The organism is Pantoea agglomerans NBRC 102470, assembly GCF_001598475.1.
Classification (GTDB): domain Bacteria; phylum Pseudomonadota; class Gammaproteobacteria; order Enterobacterales; family Enterobacteriaceae; genus Pantoea; species Pantoea agglomerans.
In genome coordinates, this window is record NZ_BCZA01000004.1 from 191,499 (window position 1) to 211,084 (window position 19,586).

Genomic DNA, 19,586 nt, shown 5'->3' on the forward strand with positions numbered 1-19,586 from the left:
AGCGGATGAGGGATTTCAGGACGAGCGACAGGGATGTCGCGAAGAGGCGGGTTCGCGCCATGGATGGCGCGTCCCGCCGGTCCGTGAGAAATCCTGAAGTAGCGAAGGGACCGCGAAGCGGCGGTGAAGCAGGCCGGAGCCCGGGGTCAAGGGGGCGCGGCGACTGGCGCCCCCTTGTCGGTCGCCTGCAGAGGCGAATCTGAAACTGCCCGGCTTACCAGGCGAACGAAAATCTCTCATAGCCCGTTCGCGCAGCGAACCCAGGGCCTGCCAGGCGAAACCTTCTCAGCCCCGTTCGCGCAGCGAACAAAAAGGCAGGCGGGCCGCTACCCGCCTCTGCCCACGCTCAGATCAGCGCCCCACTATCATATTGGCCACCAGATACTTCCGTCCCTGGTCATCCTCTTCGGTGTAAACGCCCTGCAGCTCTGGCGAGAAGCCAGGCAGCAGATTAAGCCCCTCTTCCAGCGCCAGGAAGTAACGCTGCACCGCGCCGCCCCAGACTTCCCCTGGTACTACGCACAGCACACCCGGTGGATAAGGCAGTGCACCTTCTGCGGCAACCCGGCCTTGCGCTTCGGCTATCGGCACCAGCTCCACTTCGCCGCGAATATAAGCCTGATGCGCATCCTGCGGATTCACCCTGACAGGCGGGAACTCCGCGGCGCGGAACATCAGGCGCTGCAGATCCTTGACGTTGTGACTGACGTAAAGGTCGTGCATCTCCTGACAGAGGCGACGCAGGGTATACCCGGCATAGCGTTCGGCATTTTTGCGGTAAATGGTCGGCAGCACTTCGGCCAGAGGCGCATCCTCTTTGACGTGCTGCTCGAACTGCGCCAGCATCGCCACCAGATTGGCCATCTTCTCCGGACTCTCTGCCGGGGTCAGCAGGAACAGGATTGAGTTGAGATCGCACTTCTCCGGCACAATGCCGTTTTCGCGCAGATAGTTCGCCAGAATGGTCGCCGGAATCCCGAAATCACTATACTCACCGCTGGCCGCATCAATCCCCGGCGTGGTCAGCAGCAGCTTGCAGGGATCCACCCGATACTGATCGCGCGCATAGCCCGCGAAACCGTGCCACTTCGCCTGCGGTTCAAAGCTGAAGTAGCGCAGATCGCGGGCGATCGTCTCAGTGGGCGCATCCTGCCAGCGCTGACCATCTACCGTCTCCGGCACAAACGGCAGGATCATCTCACAGCGATCCAGGATCGCTTTACGCGCCTCAATACCCAGCGTGACGCACTCATCCCACATACGACGCCCCGCTTCCCCCTGATGCATTCTGGCGTTGATATCCAGCGCGGCAAACAGCGGATAAAACGGACTGGTGGATGCGTGCAGCATAAAAGCGTTATTCAGTCGCTTATGCGGGCAGAAGCGGCGCTGTCCGCGAATATGATTATCTTTTTTATGGATCTGCGAAGTCTGCGAAAAACCTGCCAGCTGCTTATGCACTGACTGCGTGACAAAAATGCCGGGATCGTTCTCATTCAGTTGCAGGGTCAGCGGCGAACAGCCTTCCATCAGTGGAATGAACTGCTCATAGCCGAGCCACGCGGAATCAAACAGGATGTAATCACACAGATGGCCGATGCGATCCACTACCTGGCGCGCGTTGTAGACCGTGCCGTCGTAGGTGCCCAGCTGGATGATCGCCAGACGGAAAGGCCGCTCTTCAGCCGCGCGCTGCGGAGCCACGGCCGCGATCTGCTCGCGCAGATAAGCCTCATCAAAACAGTGCGCGTCAATGCCGCCAATAAAGCCGAAAGGATTGCGCGTCGCTTCAAGATAAACCGGGGTCGCGCCCGCCTGAATCAGCGCGCCATGATGGTTCGACTTGTGATTGTTGCGGTCGAACAGCACCAGATCGCCACGCGTCAGCAGCGCATTGGTCACCACTTTGTTGGCACTTGAGGTGCCGTTGAGCACAAAGTAGGTTTTATCGGCGTTAAACACCTTTGCCGCATACTTCTGCGCATCTTTAGCCGAGCCTTCGTGGATCAGCAGATCGCCCAGTTTGACATCGGCATTGCACATATCAGACCGGAAAACATTCTCGCCGTAGAAGTCATAAAACTGTTTGCCCGCCGGATGCTTTTTAAAGAACGCACCGCCCTGATGTCCGGGACAGGCAAAGGTGCTGTTCTGCATATCGACATAGCGGGTCAGCGTTTCGAAGAAAGGGGGCAGCAGCGCCGCTTCATACGCCTGCGCAGCCGCTTCCAGCGCGATCCACTCCTGCGGATCGCCATTCAGCTCACCGCTGACGCCGGGCAGGTGCATCACCTCTTCTTCAAACGCGTTAGCGACAAATACCGGCAAATTAAAGCCGGTATGACGCAGCAGCGCCAGCACGCCGCTACGGGTATCCGCCAGCGAGACGACAACCGCCGCCACATCGGTGAAGTCGGTGTTATCCAGCGTCACCACGTCTCGCGCAGTGTTCAGGGTCAGACTGGGCGCCACAGCGGCGCTGGCAGCAATTTTCAGTGGAGTCATAACAGAATCCCTAACGTCAGGGAGGAAGTGCCAGAGGCACAATTATGGGGACAGTGCCCCGGCGAATACTTAACAGTCAGAAGGCGTTACGCAGCCCGTGGAGAGCAGATCCATAGCCGCTGCCTGGCTGGCCTCACCGCATGGTGAATAACGGAGATATCGGAAAAGAGGATAACCCGGTGAGCGCCGGAAAAAGCGAACGGTAATCCGGGCGGATGCGCGGTGAACCGGACATGGCGACGTCCTCTGTGGCAAAGAAGCAGGGTCAAAAAGTGGCGGTCATAATGTCATCTTTTTCAGGCATGGACAACCCGAACCAGGTAATTATTCAGTCACCCTCTTCGCATGTAACAACATGATTTTTATAGTCTATTTATCATAAAAAATTCACAATACGACTAATTATCTGAATTATATGCAGATTTATGCACTTAACTCACTGCCGCTGTCAGCCTGTTTTTCCGCTCGTGTTGTCTCCATTGCCGGGAGACGGGGCCATTGCCCTACCGCATTGCATCTGCCAGGCGTAAACTGATCTTCTCTTTCCCACTCTGCCGGAGGCTGCATGTTCAAGGCACTGGTCATTGAAAATGACGAACAAGGTTACCGTTCCCTGCTGAAAGATCTCCCCGAATCTCAACTGCCTGACCACGATGTCACGCTCGACGTCAGCTACTCATCCCTGAACTACAAAGATGCCCTGGCTATCTGTAACAAAGGCCCGATTGTGCGCCAGTTCCCGATGGTGCCAGGTATTGATTTTGTTGGCCGGGTGACGGCCAGCCGCCATCCCGACTGGAAAGAGGATGATGTGGCGCTGCTGACGGGCTGGGGCGTGGGCGAAAAACAGTGGGGCGGCCTGGCACAGAAAGCCAGCGTCAGCGGCGACTGGCTGGTGCGCCCGCCCGCCACGCTGAGTCCGCTGCAAACCATGGCAATCGGTACAGCGGGACTGACCGCAATGCTCTGCGTGATGGCGCTGGAAAAACAGGGCATCACACCTGAACAGGGGCCGGTACTGGTAACCGGTGCCAGTGGCGGCGTCGGCAGCTATAGCGTCAGCCTGCTGGCGCGTCTGGGTTATCAGGTGATCGCTTCCAGCGGGCGCACCAGCGACCATGCCTATCTGATTGATACGCTGGGCGCGGCATCGGTCATTGACCGTGAAGAACTCTCCCAACCCGGCAAGCCACTGGCAAAAGAGCGCTGGGCCGCCGCGATAGACAGCGTAGGCAGTCACACCCTGGCGAATGTGCTGGCCGCCACCCAGCGCGACGGCGCGGTGGCCGCCTGTGGTATGGCGCAGGGACTCGACCTGCCAGCCAGCGTCGCACCCTTTATTTTGCGTGGCGTTACGCTGGCCGGTGTCGATAGCGTGATGTGTCCGAAGCCGCTTCGTCAGCAGGCGTGGCAACGACTCGGTGAGCTGATGGATAGCGAACGGCTCAGTAAGCTGAGCCGGGTGATCCTGCTAAGTGAAGCCAGAGAAGGTGCGCAGGCATTGCTGGATGGCAAAGTGCAGGGACGTCTGATTGTCGACTGCCGCTAAGTCTGTTTAAAGGCGCGTTTCGCGCCTTTAACGATCGGCTCGCTGCAGCCGTTTTATGAGTCCTTCCAGCGCGAACTGTGTCCCCTGCTCCATCACCGATTTCGGATCGCCGCTGAACTGATGGCATTCCGCTTCATCTCTGCCGTCGGGCAATACCCAGCCAAACCAGATGGTGCCCGCCGGTGTACCATCTTCGCCGCCATCAGGTCCGGCATAGCCGGTAATAGATAATCCCACCGGCTCGCCAGAGCGGGCGCAGGCGCCCTGCACCATCTCCCGCGCCGTCTGTTCGCTCACCGCCGTATGCTGTTTCAGCGTGTCAGGGCGCACCCCCAGCAGACGGATTTTGGCATTTTCGCTGTAGGTCACAAAGCCGCTGGTATAAAAATCTCCGCTGTTTTCCACCGCGGCCAGCGTCATGCTGATCAGCCCGGCGGTACAGGATTCGGCGGTCGCCAGATGAAGTCCGGAAGAGAGTAAAATATTCCCCAGTTGCTCAGCGGTCTGATCTAATGATTTTGCCATTATGGTCTCCTTGAATCTGTCCGGAACTCCAGGTATAGCGCAAAATCAGCGAATAAAACCGCGCAAGGCGATGTTTTTAAAGCGAAACGGTCGGATTTACCCGCAGAATAACGGTCACTTTACTCGTCGCCTCTATCCCTCAGCAATAGAGGATGGGAGCTGTGCGTCAGCATTTTTTAAATCTTTGTTCGGTACTGTGGTTTCAGTTGTCAGCGCGGGTCACCCCGCCGGATGGCCTCTCTGCGACAGATGCACAGGCGGCCTGAAACAGGGTGGCGAGCAACATCTGCTAAAACTGACGCGGTTGCGTCAATCTCCGAAAACGTGGTGACATAGGCGCGAATTGCCTGATTAATTGTTAGTATTCGCTCACTTGCTTGCTGGCATCACAAAAACGGCTCTGCATAAAAGCCGTAAAAAAGCAGAACAGCATGTGGATGAAGTAAAGATCGCACCTGGTCAGACGCAATTAAGCATTTTTTTAAATAGATTTATGAATTCATAAATAACCACAGCGCACAAATTGTTAACCCGAATGCATTGGCATTTATCAACACGTAAAGGAATAGAGTTATGGCGCAAAAACCTGTGGTTGTTATTCACTACTGTATGCAATGCAACTGGCTGATGCGGTCAGCGTGGATGGCACAGGAACTTCTGCATACCTTCGCTGAGGATCTGGCGGAAGTGACGCTGAAACCGGGCACCGGCGGTATCTTTGAGATTACGCTGGATGAGCATCTGCTGTGGGAACGTAAGCGGGATGGTGGCTTCCCGGATGCAACCACGCTGAAACAGCGTGTGCGGGACATCTGCTTCCCGGATCGTACGCTGGGCCACATCGACAAACACAAAACTGAAGTCAGCTAAGTCCGCTATTAGCTGTGGGTGATTTTTTCTGCCGCGTCGTGCAGCGCCTTAATCAGCGTCTGCAGCGCGGCTTCTGAGATATCTTCCTGCGCAAGCCGCCGGTTCAGCGCGACCTTCAGCCCATGAATCGCCTGCTCAACAGCAGGAATGCTGCGGTTATTGACCAGAATTGCCAGCGTAGAGAGCCGTGTAATCAGGCTGGTGACCGTTTCACGATTCTCTGCCAGCTGCGCTTCTCCCGATGCCGTCAGGCGGTAGGCTTTACGCGTTGCCTGCGCATCCACCACCTGAATCGCCTCCATCTCTTCCAGCAGCGTCAGGTTGGGGTAAATGATCCCCGGACTGGGCGAATACTCTCCCTTTGACAGCTCCTCAACAGACTTGATCAGCTCATAGCCGTGCGCAGCATTCTGCGCCAGGAAATGAAGCATCAGCAGGCGAATCTCACTTGCTTCCAGCATCTTTTCACGTCGCTTGCGCCGTCCGCTGCAACTGCCTGCGCGCGCAGTCTGATCCTCAGATGAAGTGGAAGTCGGATGCTGTTTCATGGCCTGCCCTGCTGCGAAAAAGTGGGATTGATGGTAGTGCGCCGCCTGGCAAAACTCAATTGCCTTAGCGACTTACTTATGGTGCCAGTAGGCCACCGCCCGTACGAAGTCACTGTTGAGGCCGCGCTGCACCGTGAAGTAGTCACACAGCGCTTTAACAAACTCACCTTCGCCGGTCAGCCAGACAAAGTAATCTTCCGTCGGGATAGTGATCTGATCCAGCCGGGCAATCAGCTGGCTGAGCTGCGCTTTCTGCATCTGGCCGCTGCCGAGCCAGTTTGTCGTCACATCAGCCGTATCAGATAAATAGTCGCGGCCCGTCGCTTCATCGGTAAAGGCATAGAGATGCAGCGCCTGCGCCCGGACGTCACGCTGACGGCGCGCAAAAGCCGGCAGCCCGGTTTCATCACAGACATAGAGCTGGAATGCGTAATCGGTCGGCACCACCAGCGAGCCGCGTGGCCCGCCGACAATCAACCGATCGCCAGGCTGCGCCTGAGTTGCCCAGTCACTGGCTACGCCCTGCTCATGAATATAGAAATCGAGGGTCAGTGAAGATTCACCATCGAATTCCAGCGGTGTGTAATCACGCGCCTGCGGACGCACCCCTTCCGGCCAGACAATCCCCGCATCGGTGATTTGTGGCAGAGCCAGTGTGGCTCCTTCAGCGGAAGGGAAGAAAACCTTAATGTGGTCATCAAAGCCTGGCGACGTAAAACCCGCCAGATCGCTGCCGCTGAACCGGATACGCCAGAATTTACCGGCAATGTTAGTTTTACTCGCGACCTGAATATGACGGAAACGCAATTCATTACGGACGCGCTGTGGTACACGCTGATCGGCTGATACAGGCAAAATTTCTCTCCTGAAACGGGATGGATGCCCGTGACTCAAGGGCATGCTGACAATCATGGAATAACAATCATTCTCATCTGAAGTGCCAAGATTAGCTATGATATATCTTCACTGCAAGAACGAAAAATGCGATCCAGCGGCTTAAGATATATTTTATGCCTGTACGGGTGTGCGTAGTGCAGACGAAGAGCGGCCCTGATAAGAGCGTTCAGTGAGAGGTAATCAGCAGGTGCGGCGTGTTTATGGGGGCAGGCAGAGGAGGCGGAAACTGTCCGGCTCCTGACGAGCCGGGCATGATGTTGCGCCGCACATTCTGGCAGCGCGTGACCACTTACAGTGTGTCGTTGAATCCGGAGAGGGAAGGATTGCTGCTGGTGTGTTCCGGCAGCTCACCATCACCCAGAATTTCATGCTGGGTGGCCTGAGAGTGCGGATGCAGTCCGGCAGGAGGTGAAAAAGGTTCAGCCTGTTGCGCCATCGCCATGACAGGCAATGCCAAAATCAGTGAAATCATTAAGCGTCGCATAGTTGTCTTCGTTTGTTTTTTTGACCAGAAAAGGCCTGAAATGCAGGTAAATATTCCAGCCCTGGCACAGATGCACGATGATTCAGGCATGGCAGGGTTTCGGGAGAGGATTTTACGCCAGAACGGCGAGTTATTTTATAAAATCGTGCGGTTTGTCACGGTTTACCGCACGAATTATGCATTAACAGGGTCGGGAGTCACTCGCCCTGCCCTGCTGGCTACGCCTGCATCACCGGAATAGAAAAAACGCCGCTCAGCCAGTCGGGCTTACAGTGCGCAAAATCGAGACGCAGCAGATCTTTACCGGGACGACGTGACACACCCAGTGCTGGCAGATGCTGATAGTAGATATCCTCGATAAAGCGTGTCAGCTGCTCCGGGCTGCCGCTCCAGCGGATCGACGCATAGAGTCCACGAACCTCGCTCCAGCTGGCGGTGTTGTCACCCAGCAGCCCGGCATGTTGCGGCTCCAGCGCCTGAAACAGGCTGATATTTTGCTGATCAGCAGAGCTATGGCCGGGGCCATACTGAAAGCCTAACCAACCCTGCGACACGCGGCCGCCCGCCAGCGCCACCAGTTGCCGCGCCTGTTCAGCCACCCGGTGATCGCGATCGGCAATGTAATCGCCAAACTTACACTCCCACTCCAGCGTTTCTCCGCACAGATGCAGCTCTTCCTCACGCTCCACCAGCGTTGCACGCTCTGCCAGCGATCGCACCAGAATGCGGCCATGGAAGTTTTTAACCGGCAAATGGGGAATACGGCGAAACGCGCCAGGCGTCAGCGAAAAGTGACCTTTGAATACCCGGGTAAAATTTTGCTGGTTATCAAAACCAAAACGTACGGCGATATCGATCAGCGTCATGCGGGTCAGACGCAGCGCCATAGCGGCCATCGTCAGACGCCGTTTACGGGTGTAAGCCGCCAGGGTCTGTCCGGTCATCTCCTTAAACATGCGCTGCATGTGCCATTTGGAATAACCTGACTTGAGGGTAATCTGATCGATATTAAGATCGTCGGTGAGATTGGCTTCAATCCACTCGACCAGATCGTTGATGTGCTGTTTTTTAATGGCCTGACTGAGCATGATGGCGATTTACGACGCGGGTTAGGACTGGGATTTCAGTTACAAAAGGATAACAAAAATCGCAAATCGGTGTAAGGAAAGGGTAAGCATTGCGCGCCCGTTCAGGGCGTTTCCGCATTAATTGCTTAGGTTACTAACTAAAAAAGGCTGACTGTCGTCAGCCTTCTGATTATTGATAAAAACTGCGCCGGATAGCTGTAAGACGGAGCCTGCGACAACTAATGACTGCGCATTCCGGCCGCTGTCATCATCATGCGGAACAGCGAGGCGACAACGCCTAGCGCAAGTACGCTGGCGGCATAGATAAACACCAGCCACATCACACGCTTCCACCATGGCGCTTTCGTTTCTTCATTGTGATTGTGGTCTTTCATGCTGCTGAGGCTTTTCATATCAATGATATCCTGCGTCTGCTTTGATTTTTCCACGGAACACGTAGTAGCTCCAGAAGGTGTAGCCCAGGATCATCGGGATAATCAGCAGGCTACCCACCAGCATAAAGGCCTGGCTCTGCGGCGGTGAGGCGGCAGCCCAGATGGTCACTGATGGCGGAATAATGTTTGGCCAGATACTGATGCCCAGCCCGGAGAAGCCCAGGAAGATCAGCGCCAGCGTCAGCAGGAACGGTGAATAGTGCGCCTCGCGCTTAATGGCGCGCACAATGCCCCAGGAACAGAGCAGCACCAATACCGGAACCGGCAGGAACAGGAACAGGTTGGGTTTGCTGAACCAGCGATGCGCGATATCCGCATGCGCAAACGGTGTCCACAGGCTGATGATGCCGATAATCACTAACAGCGCAATCACCAGCGGCGTAGCCAGCGCAGACATTTTACGGTGCAGCTCGTTCTCGGTCTTCATGATAAGCCAGGTGCAGCCCAGCAACGCGTAGGCAACAACCAGACCCACGCCGCAGAACAGCGGGAACGGTGCCAGCCAGTCCATTGCGGAACCGGCAAAACGGCGTCCCTCAACCGGAATACCATCCAGCAACGCACCCACGGCCACACCCTGACTGAAGGTGGCGATGACTGAACCGGCAATAAACGACTTGTCCCAGAACGCCCGATGGCCTTCTACGGCCTTGAAGCGGAACTCAAAGGCGACACCACGGAAAATCAGGCCAATCAGCATAGCGGTCAGCGGAATCGACAGCGCATCGGCAATCACCGCATAGGCCAGCGGGAACGCGCCGAACAGGCCAGCACCCCCCAGAACCAGCCAGGTTTCATTTCCGTCCCAGACCGGCGCGACGGTGTTAACCATCATGTCGCGCTCGCCAGCATCTTTATTGAACGGGAACAGCAGACCAATACCCAGGTCGAAGCCATCCATCACGATATACATCAGGGTTGCGAAAACGATAATCGCAAACCAGATAACGGAATAATCGATCATCTTAGTGGTCTCCATCCTTAAAGGTGGCAGCGGAAAGTGGACGCGCCGGGGTTTTCTTCTGGCCAGGACCACCCTCTTCGGTGATATGGCCTTCGCCGGTAACCGGTCCCTGCTTAATCAGACGCATCATGTAGTGATACCCCACGCCGAACACCGAGCTGTAGACCAGAATAAAGGCCAGCAGGCTGATGCTCATGTGCATATCCCCATGTGCCGAGACCGCATCAATCGTGCGCTGCACGCCATAGACCACCCACGGCTGACGACCGATTTCAGTGGTAAACCAGCCTGCCAGAATCGCAATCAGACCCGACGGTCCCATCAATAGCGCAAACCACAGGAAAGGACGCGACTCATAGAGACGCCCTTTAAAACGCAGCCACAGGCTGACTACGCCCAGCGTAATCATCAGCAGGCCCAGCGCCACCATCACGCGGAAGGACCAGAAGATGACCGTTGAATTAGGCCGGTCCTCTTTCGGGAAGGACTTCAGCGCCGGGACCTGCTTGTCCAGGCTATGCGTCAGAATCAGGCTGCCAAGATAAGGCACCTCCAGCGCATACTTGGTACGTTCCTGCTCCATGTCGGGGATCCCGAACAGGATCAGCGGTGTGGCTTCCCCCGGTGGGTTTTCCCAGTGCCCTTCAATCGCCGCGATTTTGGCAGGCTGGTGTTCCAGCGTATTCAGACCATGAGCATCACCAATCATCGCCTGAATCGGCGCGACAATCAGCGCCATCCACAACGCCATTGAGAACATCTTGCGGATAGCGGGATTGTTATTCCCCTTCAGCAGATGCCAGGCCGCCGACGATCCCACAAAGAAAGCACTCGCCAGGAACGCCGCTACAGACATATGGAACAGGCGATAAGGGAATGAGGGGTTAAAGACGATTTTGAACCAGTCCTGCGGAACCACGATGCCATTCTGGATGATGTAGCCCTGAGGCGTATGCATCCAGCTGTTAGAGGCCAGGATCCAGAAGGTGGAAATCAGCGTACCGAGGGCGACCATGCAGGTGGCAAAGAAGTGCAGCCCGGGACCCACGCGATTCCAGCCAAACAGCATCACGCCCAGGAAGCCCGCTTCCAGGAAGAACGCCGTCAGTACTTCATAGGTCAGCAGCGGACCGGTAATACTGCCAGCAAACTCCGAGAAGCCGCTCCAGTTCGTCCCGAACTGATAAGCCATGACCAGTCCTGATACCACACCCATCCCGAAGTTAACGGCAAAGATTTTCGACCAGAAGTGGTAGAGATCGCGATAGGTGTGATCGCGGGTTTTGAGCCACATACCTTCGAGCACGGCCAGAAAACTGGCGAGACCGATGGTGATGGCGGGAAAGATAATATGGAAGGAAACAGTAAATGCGAACTGAATCCTGGCCAGATGAAAGGCATCTAATCCGAACATTGCTTACCTCTTTGCCACATAGAACACCATGTATTTACTTATAATTAACAACTTAAGCCTGATGCGCCTGGTTCTCTGCGCTTATTGAAATTCCCGCCGCAAATTTAAAACTATTCGCGGCGAGGAAATAGAAACAGTGGGGTTAATGAAAACTATAACAGTCTTTATTGATTCTGATCATTGTTTTTGACGGGAATTATTTATTTAAAAATAAGGCCTAAAGGTTAATCAGAGCGTGTTTATGTGTCGTTAATGTTACGGTAATTTGTACTTTAAAAATCGATCGCGCTAAAGCGAACCTTGCCCGAAAATTGCCTTCAACAGGCTGTTTTCAGACACTATTTTGTTATAAACCCTGATTGAGTAAAGGTCAAATTTTAGAGCCTCCAAATTAAATACCCTTATTTTTTAACAGGTTAAAAGAGTAAATAGTCACCTCTGCCGCTTTGTTTGCTTTTTTGCTTTTGCCTGGCTAATGCAGCTATAACTTCTGACAGAAAAAACGCAGAACGGCGCTTTTAAGCGCCATCAGAGATGTTAATAAAATGAGTCAAAAAGAAGGTATAAATTAACAGCACGCTGCGGGCAGTCGATTATTCCGGGCCAGAGATTCATAAAACGATTTAATAACCAGCAACCGTGCGAAAAGAGCGCCGGGATTATTTGCGCTGCCGTTACGTTATCGCGCTTTCAGGAAGTGAGATAACAGACAAATGGGGTTATAAATTTTGCAGCGAGTATACCCATGCCGTCACGTTATGACGGCTGATACAGGGTGATTTTACTCAGCCGCAGATTTTTCGCGCTGTGCCAGAATCCGGCTCAGGTTCAGCTCCAGCCAGTCAGCCAGCCCCACAACCTGTTCACCGACTTCGCGTCCAAGCGGGGTTAAGCGATATTCCACGTGCGGTGGCACCACATCGTAGGCGATACGCTGCACGAAGCCATCTTCTTCCAGGTAGCGCAGATTCTGCGCCAGCATCCGCTCGCTGACGCCACCGACCGTCCGGCGCAACGCGCTGAAGCGCAGCGTCTGGTCCTGCAGGGCCAGCAGAATTAATACGCTCCAGCGGCTGGTTACGCGTTTCAGCACGTCACGTGACGGGCAGTTGACGTTGAGCAATTCACCGCGGATAAATTTTTCACTCATTTTTTCAGACATTTAACTTATCCACCTCAAACTAACAATTCTGTAAGTACTTACTAAAAATTAGTTTATACACTAGTCTGAATTTCACCAACAGCCACAGGAGTATTAACATGATTGCAGTTACAGGTGCCACCGGCCAGCTGGGCCGTTTCGTGATTGATGCATTACTGAAAAAAGTCCCGGCGGGAGAAATTGTTGCCGCCGTCCGTACGCCTGCCAAAGCGGCCGATCTCGCAGCGCTGGGCGTCATTGTCCGTCAGGCCGATTATGGTCAGCCAGAGACGCTGGAGGCCGCTTTTGCAGGCGTGGATAAGCTGCTACTGATCTCCGGTAGTGAAGTGGGCCAGCGTGAAGCGCAGCATAAAGCCGTCATTGAGGCTGCTCGGGCGGCGGGCGTGGGCTTTATCGCTTACACCAGCCTGCTGCATGCGGATACCTCGCCGCTGGGCCTGGGCGTTGAACACCGCGCAACAGAAGCGCTGCTGAAAGCCTCTGGCATCCCGTTCGCCCTGCTGCGTAACGGCTGGTACAGCGAGAACTACGCAGCGAGCATCCCACCGGCGCTGGCGCATCATGCGTTTATTGGCGCAGCAGGCGAAGGTCGTATCGCCTCGGCAGCGCGTCAGGATTACGCCGAAGCGGCGGCAGAAGTAATGACCCGTGAGGATCAGGCGGGCAAAGTGTATGAACTGGCAGGTGATGACAGCTACACGCTGGCGCAGTTTGCTGCGGAGATTGCCGCGCAGAGCGGTGAGAAGGTCGATTACGTCAATCTCTCTCAGAGTGAGTTTGCGGCGGCGCTGAAAAACGCAGGCCTGCCAGAAGGTCTGGCGGAAATGCTGGCGGATTCTGATGCCGGTGCAGAGAAAGGCGGTTTGTTCGATGACTCCCGTCAGCTAAGCCAGCTCATCGGTCGCCCCACCACCACCTGGCAGGCAGTCATTCGCGCGGCACTGGCAAATCGTTAATTCTGTCGTTCATGAGCGGACAATCGGGTCCGCTCACCTCACTCTCCTGTCCGAATTCCCGTTGGGTATGCCACTTTCTGCACTCTTTGCGGCTGCTGTTTCTTTTACAAAATGTGAATAAACGCCAGTTTTCTTCAGGTTAAATTTTTTTATCCAGGTCGCTAAGAGATTCATCTGAAATGCGTTTTTTGTGAACAGCGTTATATTTGGTTGAATTGTCTGGAATTTATCCAAAAACCTCGATTAATCGACAATATTTATTACGTTCATAGATATTCTGCATTGTTGTTCCGGGGGAGGAGAGGTCTATAATTTGTCCTTTGTGCAACCACGACCGCTCAGGAGGCCGTTATTAATACCCATCGCCAGCAACAAAATGCACTTGAAGAGGTTCGTGCCGGGGCGGAAGTTGAGTATCAATACGATCCCCATGAACTGAAGCTGGATCGCATGCAGGATTCTGAACCGGAGCCGGAGCTGATTGAAGGCTTGCCGGCGCCGGATGCGCTGACCCCTGCCGATCGTTATCTGGAACTGTTTGAACATGTTCAGATGTCGCGGATTTTCGAGGACAGCAAAACCTTCCCCGACTGTTCGCCCAAGTACGATCCGCTGGATGTGCTGATGCGCTATCGTCGACAGAAACGCAGCAGTGATTTTGACCTGTCGCGTTTTGTCGCCGATCACTTTTATCTGCCTGGCGTAAACGAAAGCTTTTATGTCTCCAACCCGGATAAAACGCTCAATGAGCATATCGACGACCTGTGGCCGGTTCTGACCAAAATGCCGCAGCAGCATATGCCGCACTCATCGCTGCTGCCGTTACCCAAACCCTATGTGGTGCCGGGCGGACGTTTTGGCGAAACCTACTACTGGGATTCTTACTTCACCATGCTCGGCCTGGCAGAATCGGGCCGTGACGATCTGCTGCGTCACATGGCGGATAACTTTGCCTGGTTGATCGATAACTACGGTCATGTGCCAAACGGCAACCGTACCTATTATCTCAGCCGCTCGCAGCCGCCGGTGTTTGCCCTGATGGTTGAGCTGTTCGAAGAAGATGGCGTGCGCGGTGCTAAGCGCTATCAGGAACAGCTGATGAAGGAGTATCAGTTCTGGATGGACGGTGCCGGTTCACTGATGCCGAACCAGGCTTATCGTCACGTAGTGCGGATGCCAAACGGCTCACTGCTGAACCGCTACTGGGATGACCGCGATACGCCGCGCGATGAGTCGTGGATCGAAGATGTGGAAACCGCCCGCGAATCGAAACGTCCGGCCAGCGAAGTGTATCGTGACCTGCGTGCCGGAGCGGAATCGGGCTGGGATTACTCCTCGCGCTGGCTGCGTAACCCGAAACGGCTGTCGAGCATCCGTACCACGCAGTTTATTCCTATCGATCTGAACTCGTTCCTGTACAAGCTGGAGCTGATGATCGCCACCCTGTCGCACGCGAAAGGCGAAGAGCTGACCGCGCTGGCCTGGCAGAAAAAAGCGGAAGCGCGCAAACGTGCGATTACCCGTTATCTCTGGGACAGCACCGCCGGTGTGTTCCGTGACTACGACTGGCGTCGGGAGCGTTTCGGTGCCTTTACCGTCGCCTCCGTGGTTCCGCTGTTTGTCGGTCTTGCAACGCCGCATCAGGCGCACCTGCAATCGATCTCGCTGCGCCATCTGCTATTGAGCAACGGCGGCCTGCTGACCTCAATGGTGGAAAGCGGTGAGCAGTGGGATCGACCCAACGGCTGGGCACCGATGCAGTGGATGGCGGTTGTTGGCCTGAATAATTACGGTGAAGAGACGCTGGCGACTGAAGTGGCCGTGAACTGGCTCAACACGGTCAACAACTTCTATCAGTTGCACCATAAGCTGGTAGAGAAGTATGACATCAGCGGCGAGCGCGCCCGTCCTGGTGGCGGTGGTGAGTATCCGTTACAGGATGGATTCGGCTGGACTAACGGCGTTACACGTAAGCTGATGACGATGTATGGGCATTTAATGGCTGACTGAGTAGCGCAGCCTGTAAACCTTTAAAACGCAAAAAGCCGGGCTATCCCGGCTTTTTCATGTTTCATGCAGGCTATTAAGCGCTACTTCTTCGCTTCAGTGCCTGGTTGTGACGCCCGTTGCAGGAACTGCTGTGTCACTTCAGGCAGGTGCTGCAGCAGCCACTCCGCCATCGCCACTTCCTGATCGCGGATCTCATTCAGTATGCGTACGCCCTGCGCATCACCGACCTGCTCAGCCGCGGCGATCAGGCTGGTGTAGCTGGCGATCTCGGCATTTTCGAATACATAGCCACTGATAGCGCCCTTCACCACTTCATCTGAGTTAAACATGCCGCCCACGGCCTGGCCGGTGGCTGCCATTTTGCCCATCGCATCTTTCATTACAGAGTGATCGATACCGTGGCTGTCGAGCAGCTGTTCCAGCAGAGTCAGCTGATGTTTAGTTTCATCCAGATGTTGCGCCAGACGCTGTTCCAGCGCCGGATAGTGTTCAAGACGACCTGACATCTTGCTCAGCATGCTTTCTGCTTGTTTTTCCATCGCATGCGCATCGCGCAGCCAGTCGTGATAATGTTCAATCGCAGTCATGTGTTGCTCCTTAAGAGACGGTAATAGACTCGGCTACCGAGGTGAGCTTCTCATCCGTTTGCTTCTCTTCATTCAGGGTTTCTTCCAGCAGCTGTGCGGCTTTGGTGTAACCCAGCTTCAGCGCCAGCGCATGCAAAGTGCCGTATGTAGCAATCTCATAGTGCTCAACTTTCTGCGCCGCACCGATCAGCCCCTGATCGCGAATCTCGCCTTTCTCGACCGAGTCGATAATTTCCTGCGCTTCTTCAACCAGACCTTCCAGCGCATGGCATTTCATTCGTTTGATTTTGACTTCAGGTGTTACTTCCACCAGTTCGTCGAGTCGTTCAATCTGAGCACGGGTCTCTTCCAGATGCTGATTAAACGCAGCGATAAGATTTTCGTCACTGGCTGCACGCGCCATTTTAGGCAATGCACGGGTTATCTGCTTCTCAGCGCTGTATACATCGGATAAGTCATGGATGAACAGATCGTTTAACGTTTTCACTGTCATAAGATAGCCTCATTGATTAAAAAGCTGCGTCTGTAATAACGCAGCGCCAGTCATATCGTTGACACCTGAAAAGTCTAGTGGAGATTCTTAATATCGCACGCTGCATCAGTATGAATTTAAGACAAAAGTGGTATATAAAATGCACTTTCCTTTTTACAGCAAAGATTTAGCTGAATAATGTTTTTATCGTTGCCGCTTCGTTAGCTGCGCTGGATTTTGTACAAAGTAATAAATCGTTGTATACATTTTTTAAGATTAACTGCATAAAAAAGTACCACTCGAAACTTATCTGTACAGGATTGTATTTAACGGTACAGCTTTGATCGATAGGAAATAAAAAACCGGAAGGGAAAACCCTTCCGGTTCAATTAACAGTTCCAGCCATTGCCAATGATGGAGCAATGACATAATTCAGGGTGTAATTATCTTCACGAGGAACTAAAAAGATTCAAAATGCCCGGCTAACAGAGTAACCCTGCCGTTACAGCAGTGTTAAAGACGTTCAGCTCCGGCGGCTAACCTTACCTCCCTTGCGCCCCGCTTCAATGGCACGTTCAGGATCGTTTTTGAAGTTACCGCCGCTTTTCTGGCCTCCTTTGCGCCCTGCTTCAGCAGCACGCTCTTTGTCGGCCGCAAAATTCCCGGCCCCACCGCGATATTGAGTCATATGCGTCCTCTTTGAATTTTAAAAATTGGAATTTGCACAGTTAACTTCATCAGGCCGATTCAGCAACATAAATGTAGACAGAAAATCGGACCGATCAAGTGAGATAAATAAAAAACCCGTCACAGTTCTGGCTTAATGATCGTACTACCCTCAACCGAAATGATAACGGATTCCAACCATCGCTCTTTTCAATTCATAAAAGAGCCGCGGCATGAAAAATCTTTATAACGAAAATCGCCGCGCCCTATTAATCGATCTTTTTCAAAAAAAGTCCAATTGAAAAAAATATAAGCGAAGCGGTAAATAGATAGATTAATCAACATCAGATAGTGAAGATGATCAACAAACGATCAATTTCCCCAAGCGAAGCGCTAAATAGAAATCTGAAACCCTGCTTTTACGTCAAAAATAAGCGAAGCGTGACGCATCGATGGCACCAGTTAAAAATAGCCGGAATCGATCAATAAACGATCAATTCTGCTGATTTAATGAAAATTTTTATTAAAAAGAGAGGTCAGATTTAGCGATGAAATTTGAATCTAAGCGAAGCGGATGAATTTCTGCTTCCTGAGGGCAAAAAACAGGTTTTCGGAATAGTACTAAAAAGCATTTTCTGCGGGGATACGCATAAATTTTGCATGCCTGCGAAAAGGGGAATTCAACGTTATGAATGAGATGGCGCAAAGCCATGAGGGGGAGATTGTGCGTTAATGGCAGGCAAAACATATGCCCTGTTCAGCAGAGTCAGAGGGAGTCGGGAAAAGTGGAATCAAAAGCGACACCGCGCTTGCCATTTTTCTTGATGCGGTACATCGCTTCATCAGCACGCTGCAGTGCAGTATCAAAGTCATCTTTGTCCTGCGCCTGAGACACACCGACAGACGCCCCAATGAGGGCATGCCCGTTTGCCATATCAAAAGGTGTCATTACCGCGTCAAGACAGGCGTGCGCCAGTGTCTTTACCCGCGGATGGTTCAGCGCCAAGGGTATTAACAATACAAACTCGTCGCCGCCCAGTCGGCCAATGATCACTTCTGCCGGAGAGAGTTCCGTAAACCGCTGACTTAACTGGATGAGGACTTCATCTCCGCTGCGGTGCCCCAGGGTGTCGTTGACGTGTTTGAAGTTATCCAGGTCAATAAAGACCACGCAGAGCGGTCCCTGAGCTTTCATTTCACAGAAATAATTCTGCAGAGCATGACGATTGTTGAGCAGCGTAAGGGGATCGTGCAGCGCCAGCAGGGCGAGCTGCTCCTCATATTGCTTCTCTTTGGTCATATCGATGTGAGTGCCGATCACTTTAACCGGCTCTCCGTACGCATTCCATTCGCTGACCCGGCCCCGATCCAGCACCCACGTAATGCTGCCATTTTTGGCGATCATGCGGTGCAGAGCCTCGTAATAAGGCGCTTTCCCGGCGATGTGGTCGTTGAATGCCTGTAGAACGTCGGCGGCATCATCGGGATGCAGGCTCTCTTTCCAGGATTCAAAGTTGGCGTCGGTCTCTTTCGGCTGGAAGCCCAGCATCGCACCCCAGCGCCGGTTGAAAATCACCAGTTTGCCGCTGGGAATATCCAGCTGCCACAGGAACAGCCCGGTACCATCCAGCGCCGCATTGAGTTTTGTGCGGGCGTCATGCGCTATACGCTTCAGACGCGCATTGTGCTTTTTGAGGTTCTGTATCTGCAGACGCAGCGCTTCTTCTGACATAACCGTGTAAGAGGAGGAAAAAGGGGTATTGTGCCTGTCAGGCTGATTCTGTAAAGGGTGGCTTATAAAACACGATTAGCCGCGGTCAATTGCAGGCTGGACAGGATATCAGGCGGTGCCAGTCTGGCAACGCAGCACAGAGGCAAACCTGGCAATTGGTTTCGCCATGAAATCTGTTTGTGTTGCTACAGGGTTAAGAAGTGGAATGGGCATGGGAGAGGCGAAATTCGGAATGTTCGGGGAGATGGCGAATCGGGTGGCCTTAAAAAAGCAAAAACCCGCCAGAGGCGGGTTCTTTAAAGATGGTGCCCGAACCCGGACAAAAATGCCGGGAGCATTTTTGCATCGCGCGGCTTCGCGCGACCCAGAGGGCGTGCCACAGGGATGTGGCGAGTGAATCGAACCTTCGATAACGGGTTCGCCCCATAAACGCAAAAACCCGCCAGAGGCGGGTTCTTTAAAGATGGTGCCCGAACCCGGAATCGAACCAGGGACACGGGGATTTTCAATCCCCTGCTCTACCGACTGAGCTATTCGGGCAACGGGGCGCATTAAACCAAAGCGGCCCGGCAGCGTCAAACGCTTTTCACCAAAATCAAATCGACTGACCGCTTTTCCATCAACCCAAAGAGTGGGTCTGACCTGCCGCCATAAACCTCTCTGTTGGCCGGATATATTTTAGTCAGAAAGCAGGCAGAGTCTGCATTGTGAGGCGAAATTGCC

Annotated in this window: 18 protein-coding genes and 1 tRNA gene; 4 read left to right on the forward strand and 15 right to left on the reverse strand. The window is 53.7% G+C overall.

The annotated features are described in order from the left end of the window. Positions 1 to 351: 351 nt before the first annotated feature. A complete protein-coding gene (locus tag PAG01S_RS09385) occupies positions 352 to 2,505 on the reverse strand; it encodes an ornithine decarboxylase (protein ID WP_022623848.1) in 2,154 nt (717 codons plus the stop codon). A gap of 565 nt (positions 2,506 to 3,070) precedes the next feature. On the opposite strand from PAG01S_RS09385, the gene acuI reads away from it, so the two are divergent. Then, complete coding sequence (acuI, locus tag PAG01S_RS09390; protein WP_062758396.1) at positions 3,071 to 4,054, forward strand: acrylyl-CoA reductase (NADPH); 984 nt, start codon at positions 3,071 to 3,073, stop codon at positions 4,052 to 4,054. Between the two features lie 27 nt (positions 4,055 to 4,081). On the opposite strand, the gene PAG01S_RS09395 is transcribed toward acuI, so the two are convergent. Then, positions 4,082 to 4,579, reverse strand: coding sequence for a CinA family protein (locus PAG01S_RS09395; protein WP_010671076.1), 498 nt, complete (start codon positions 4,577 to 4,579; stop codon positions 4,082 to 4,084). A 573-nt stretch (positions 4,580 to 5,152) separates the two neighbouring features. Here PAG01S_RS09395 and PAG01S_RS09400 point away from each other — a divergent pair. Then, on the forward strand, positions 5,153 to 5,449 hold the full coding sequence (locus tag PAG01S_RS09400) for an Rdx family protein (RefSeq protein WP_010248912.1): 297 nt from the start codon (positions 5,153 to 5,155) through the stop codon (positions 5,447 to 5,449). An 8-nt stretch (positions 5,450 to 5,457) separates the two neighbouring features. Here PAG01S_RS09400 and PAG01S_RS09405 read toward each other — a convergent pair whose 3' ends face one another. The 8 genes from PAG01S_RS09405 to PAG01S_RS09435 all read right to left on the reverse strand — a co-directional run bounded on the left by PAG01S_RS09405 (position 5,458) and on the right by PAG01S_RS09435 (position 12,440). Further along, entirely contained in the window at positions 5,458 to 5,997 is a 540-nt protein-coding gene (locus PAG01S_RS09405) for a PadR family transcriptional regulator (RefSeq protein WP_062758397.1), read from the reverse strand. Positions 5,998 to 6,069: 72 nt separating this feature from the next. Further along, positions 6,070 to 6,852 carry a siderophore-interacting protein gene (locus PAG01S_RS09410; RefSeq protein ID WP_062758398.1) on the reverse strand — a complete coding sequence of 261 codons (783 nt, stop codon included), beginning with the start codon at positions 6,850 to 6,852 and terminating at the stop codon, positions 6,070 to 6,072. 331 nt (positions 6,853 to 7,183) lie between these two features. Beyond that, on the reverse strand, positions 7,184 to 7,378 hold the full coding sequence (locus tag PAG01S_RS09415; protein ID WP_010671084.1) for a hypothetical protein: 195 nt from the start codon (positions 7,376 to 7,378) through the stop codon (positions 7,184 to 7,186). 218 nt (positions 7,379 to 7,596) lie between these two features. Next, on the reverse strand, positions 7,597 to 8,466 hold the full coding sequence (locus PAG01S_RS09420) for a helix-turn-helix domain-containing protein (RefSeq protein WP_010248922.1): 870 nt from the start codon (positions 8,464 to 8,466) through the stop codon (positions 7,597 to 7,599). A 218-nt stretch (positions 8,467 to 8,684) separates the two neighbouring features. After that, the gene (locus tag PAG01S_RS21655; RefSeq protein ID WP_010671086.1) at positions 8,685 to 8,858 is read right to left on the reverse strand and encodes a DUF2474 domain-containing protein; all 174 of its coding nucleotides are present in this window, start codon (positions 8,856 to 8,858) and stop codon (positions 8,685 to 8,687) included. Position 8,859: 1 nt separating this feature from the next. Next, positions 8,860 to 9,864, reverse strand: coding sequence for a cytochrome d ubiquinol oxidase subunit II (cydB, locus tag PAG01S_RS09425; protein WP_010248926.1), 1,005 nt, complete (start codon positions 9,862 to 9,864; stop codon positions 8,860 to 8,862). A 1-nt stretch (position 9,865) separates the two neighbouring features. Further along, positions 9,866 to 11,278 carry a cytochrome ubiquinol oxidase subunit I gene (locus PAG01S_RS09430; RefSeq protein ID WP_010671087.1) on the reverse strand — a complete coding sequence of 471 codons (1,413 nt, stop codon included), beginning with the start codon at positions 11,276 to 11,278 and terminating at the stop codon, positions 9,866 to 9,868. 781 nt (positions 11,279 to 12,059) lie between these two features. Then, positions 12,060 to 12,440 carry a winged helix-turn-helix transcriptional regulator gene (locus PAG01S_RS09435; protein WP_010248931.1) on the reverse strand — a complete coding sequence of 127 codons (381 nt, stop codon included), beginning with the start codon at positions 12,438 to 12,440 and terminating at the stop codon, positions 12,060 to 12,062. Positions 12,441 to 12,538: 98 nt separating this feature from the next. On the opposite strand from PAG01S_RS09435, the gene PAG01S_RS09440 reads away from it, so the two are divergent. Further along, positions 12,539 to 13,396: an SDR family oxidoreductase gene (locus tag PAG01S_RS09440; RefSeq protein WP_010671088.1), complete on the forward strand. Its 858-nt coding sequence runs from the start codon at positions 12,539 to 12,541 to the stop codon at positions 13,394 to 13,396. 351 nt (positions 13,397 to 13,747) lie between these two features. Further along, positions 13,748 to 15,406, forward strand: a complete 1,659-nt coding sequence (gene treF / locus PAG01S_RS09445) for an alpha,alpha-trehalase TreF (RefSeq protein WP_045139632.1) — start codon at positions 13,748 to 13,750, stop codon at positions 15,404 to 15,406. A gap of 80 nt (positions 15,407 to 15,486) precedes the next feature. Here treF and PAG01S_RS09450 read toward each other — a convergent pair whose 3' ends face one another. The 5 genes from PAG01S_RS09450 to PAG01S_RS09475 all read right to left on the reverse strand — a co-directional run bounded on the left by PAG01S_RS09450 (position 15,487) and on the right by PAG01S_RS09475 (position 19,403). Then, positions 15,487 to 15,993, reverse strand: a complete 507-nt coding sequence (locus tag PAG01S_RS09450) for a ferritin-like domain-containing protein (RefSeq protein WP_033758779.1) — start codon at positions 15,991 to 15,993, stop codon at positions 15,487 to 15,489. Positions 15,994 to 16,003: 10 nt separating this feature from the next. Next, positions 16,004 to 16,486 carry a YciE/YciF ferroxidase family protein gene (locus tag PAG01S_RS09455; RefSeq protein ID WP_033758778.1) on the reverse strand — a complete coding sequence of 161 codons (483 nt, stop codon included), beginning with the start codon at positions 16,484 to 16,486 and terminating at the stop codon, positions 16,004 to 16,006. Positions 16,487 to 16,988: 502 nt separating this feature from the next. Further along, positions 16,989 to 17,153, reverse strand: a complete 165-nt coding sequence (locus PAG01S_RS09460; RefSeq protein ID WP_004571242.1) for a con-10 family general stress protein — start codon at positions 17,151 to 17,153, stop codon at positions 16,989 to 16,991. Between the two features lie 744 nt (positions 17,154 to 17,897). Then, positions 17,898 to 18,863, reverse strand: a complete 966-nt coding sequence (locus tag PAG01S_RS09465; RefSeq protein WP_062758400.1) for a sensor domain-containing diguanylate cyclase — start codon at positions 18,861 to 18,863, stop codon at positions 17,898 to 17,900. 464 nt (positions 18,864 to 19,327) lie between these two features. Then, positions 19,328 to 19,403 (reverse strand) — tRNA-Phe (locus PAG01S_RS09475). Between the last annotated feature and the right edge of the window lie 183 nt (positions 19,404 to 19,586).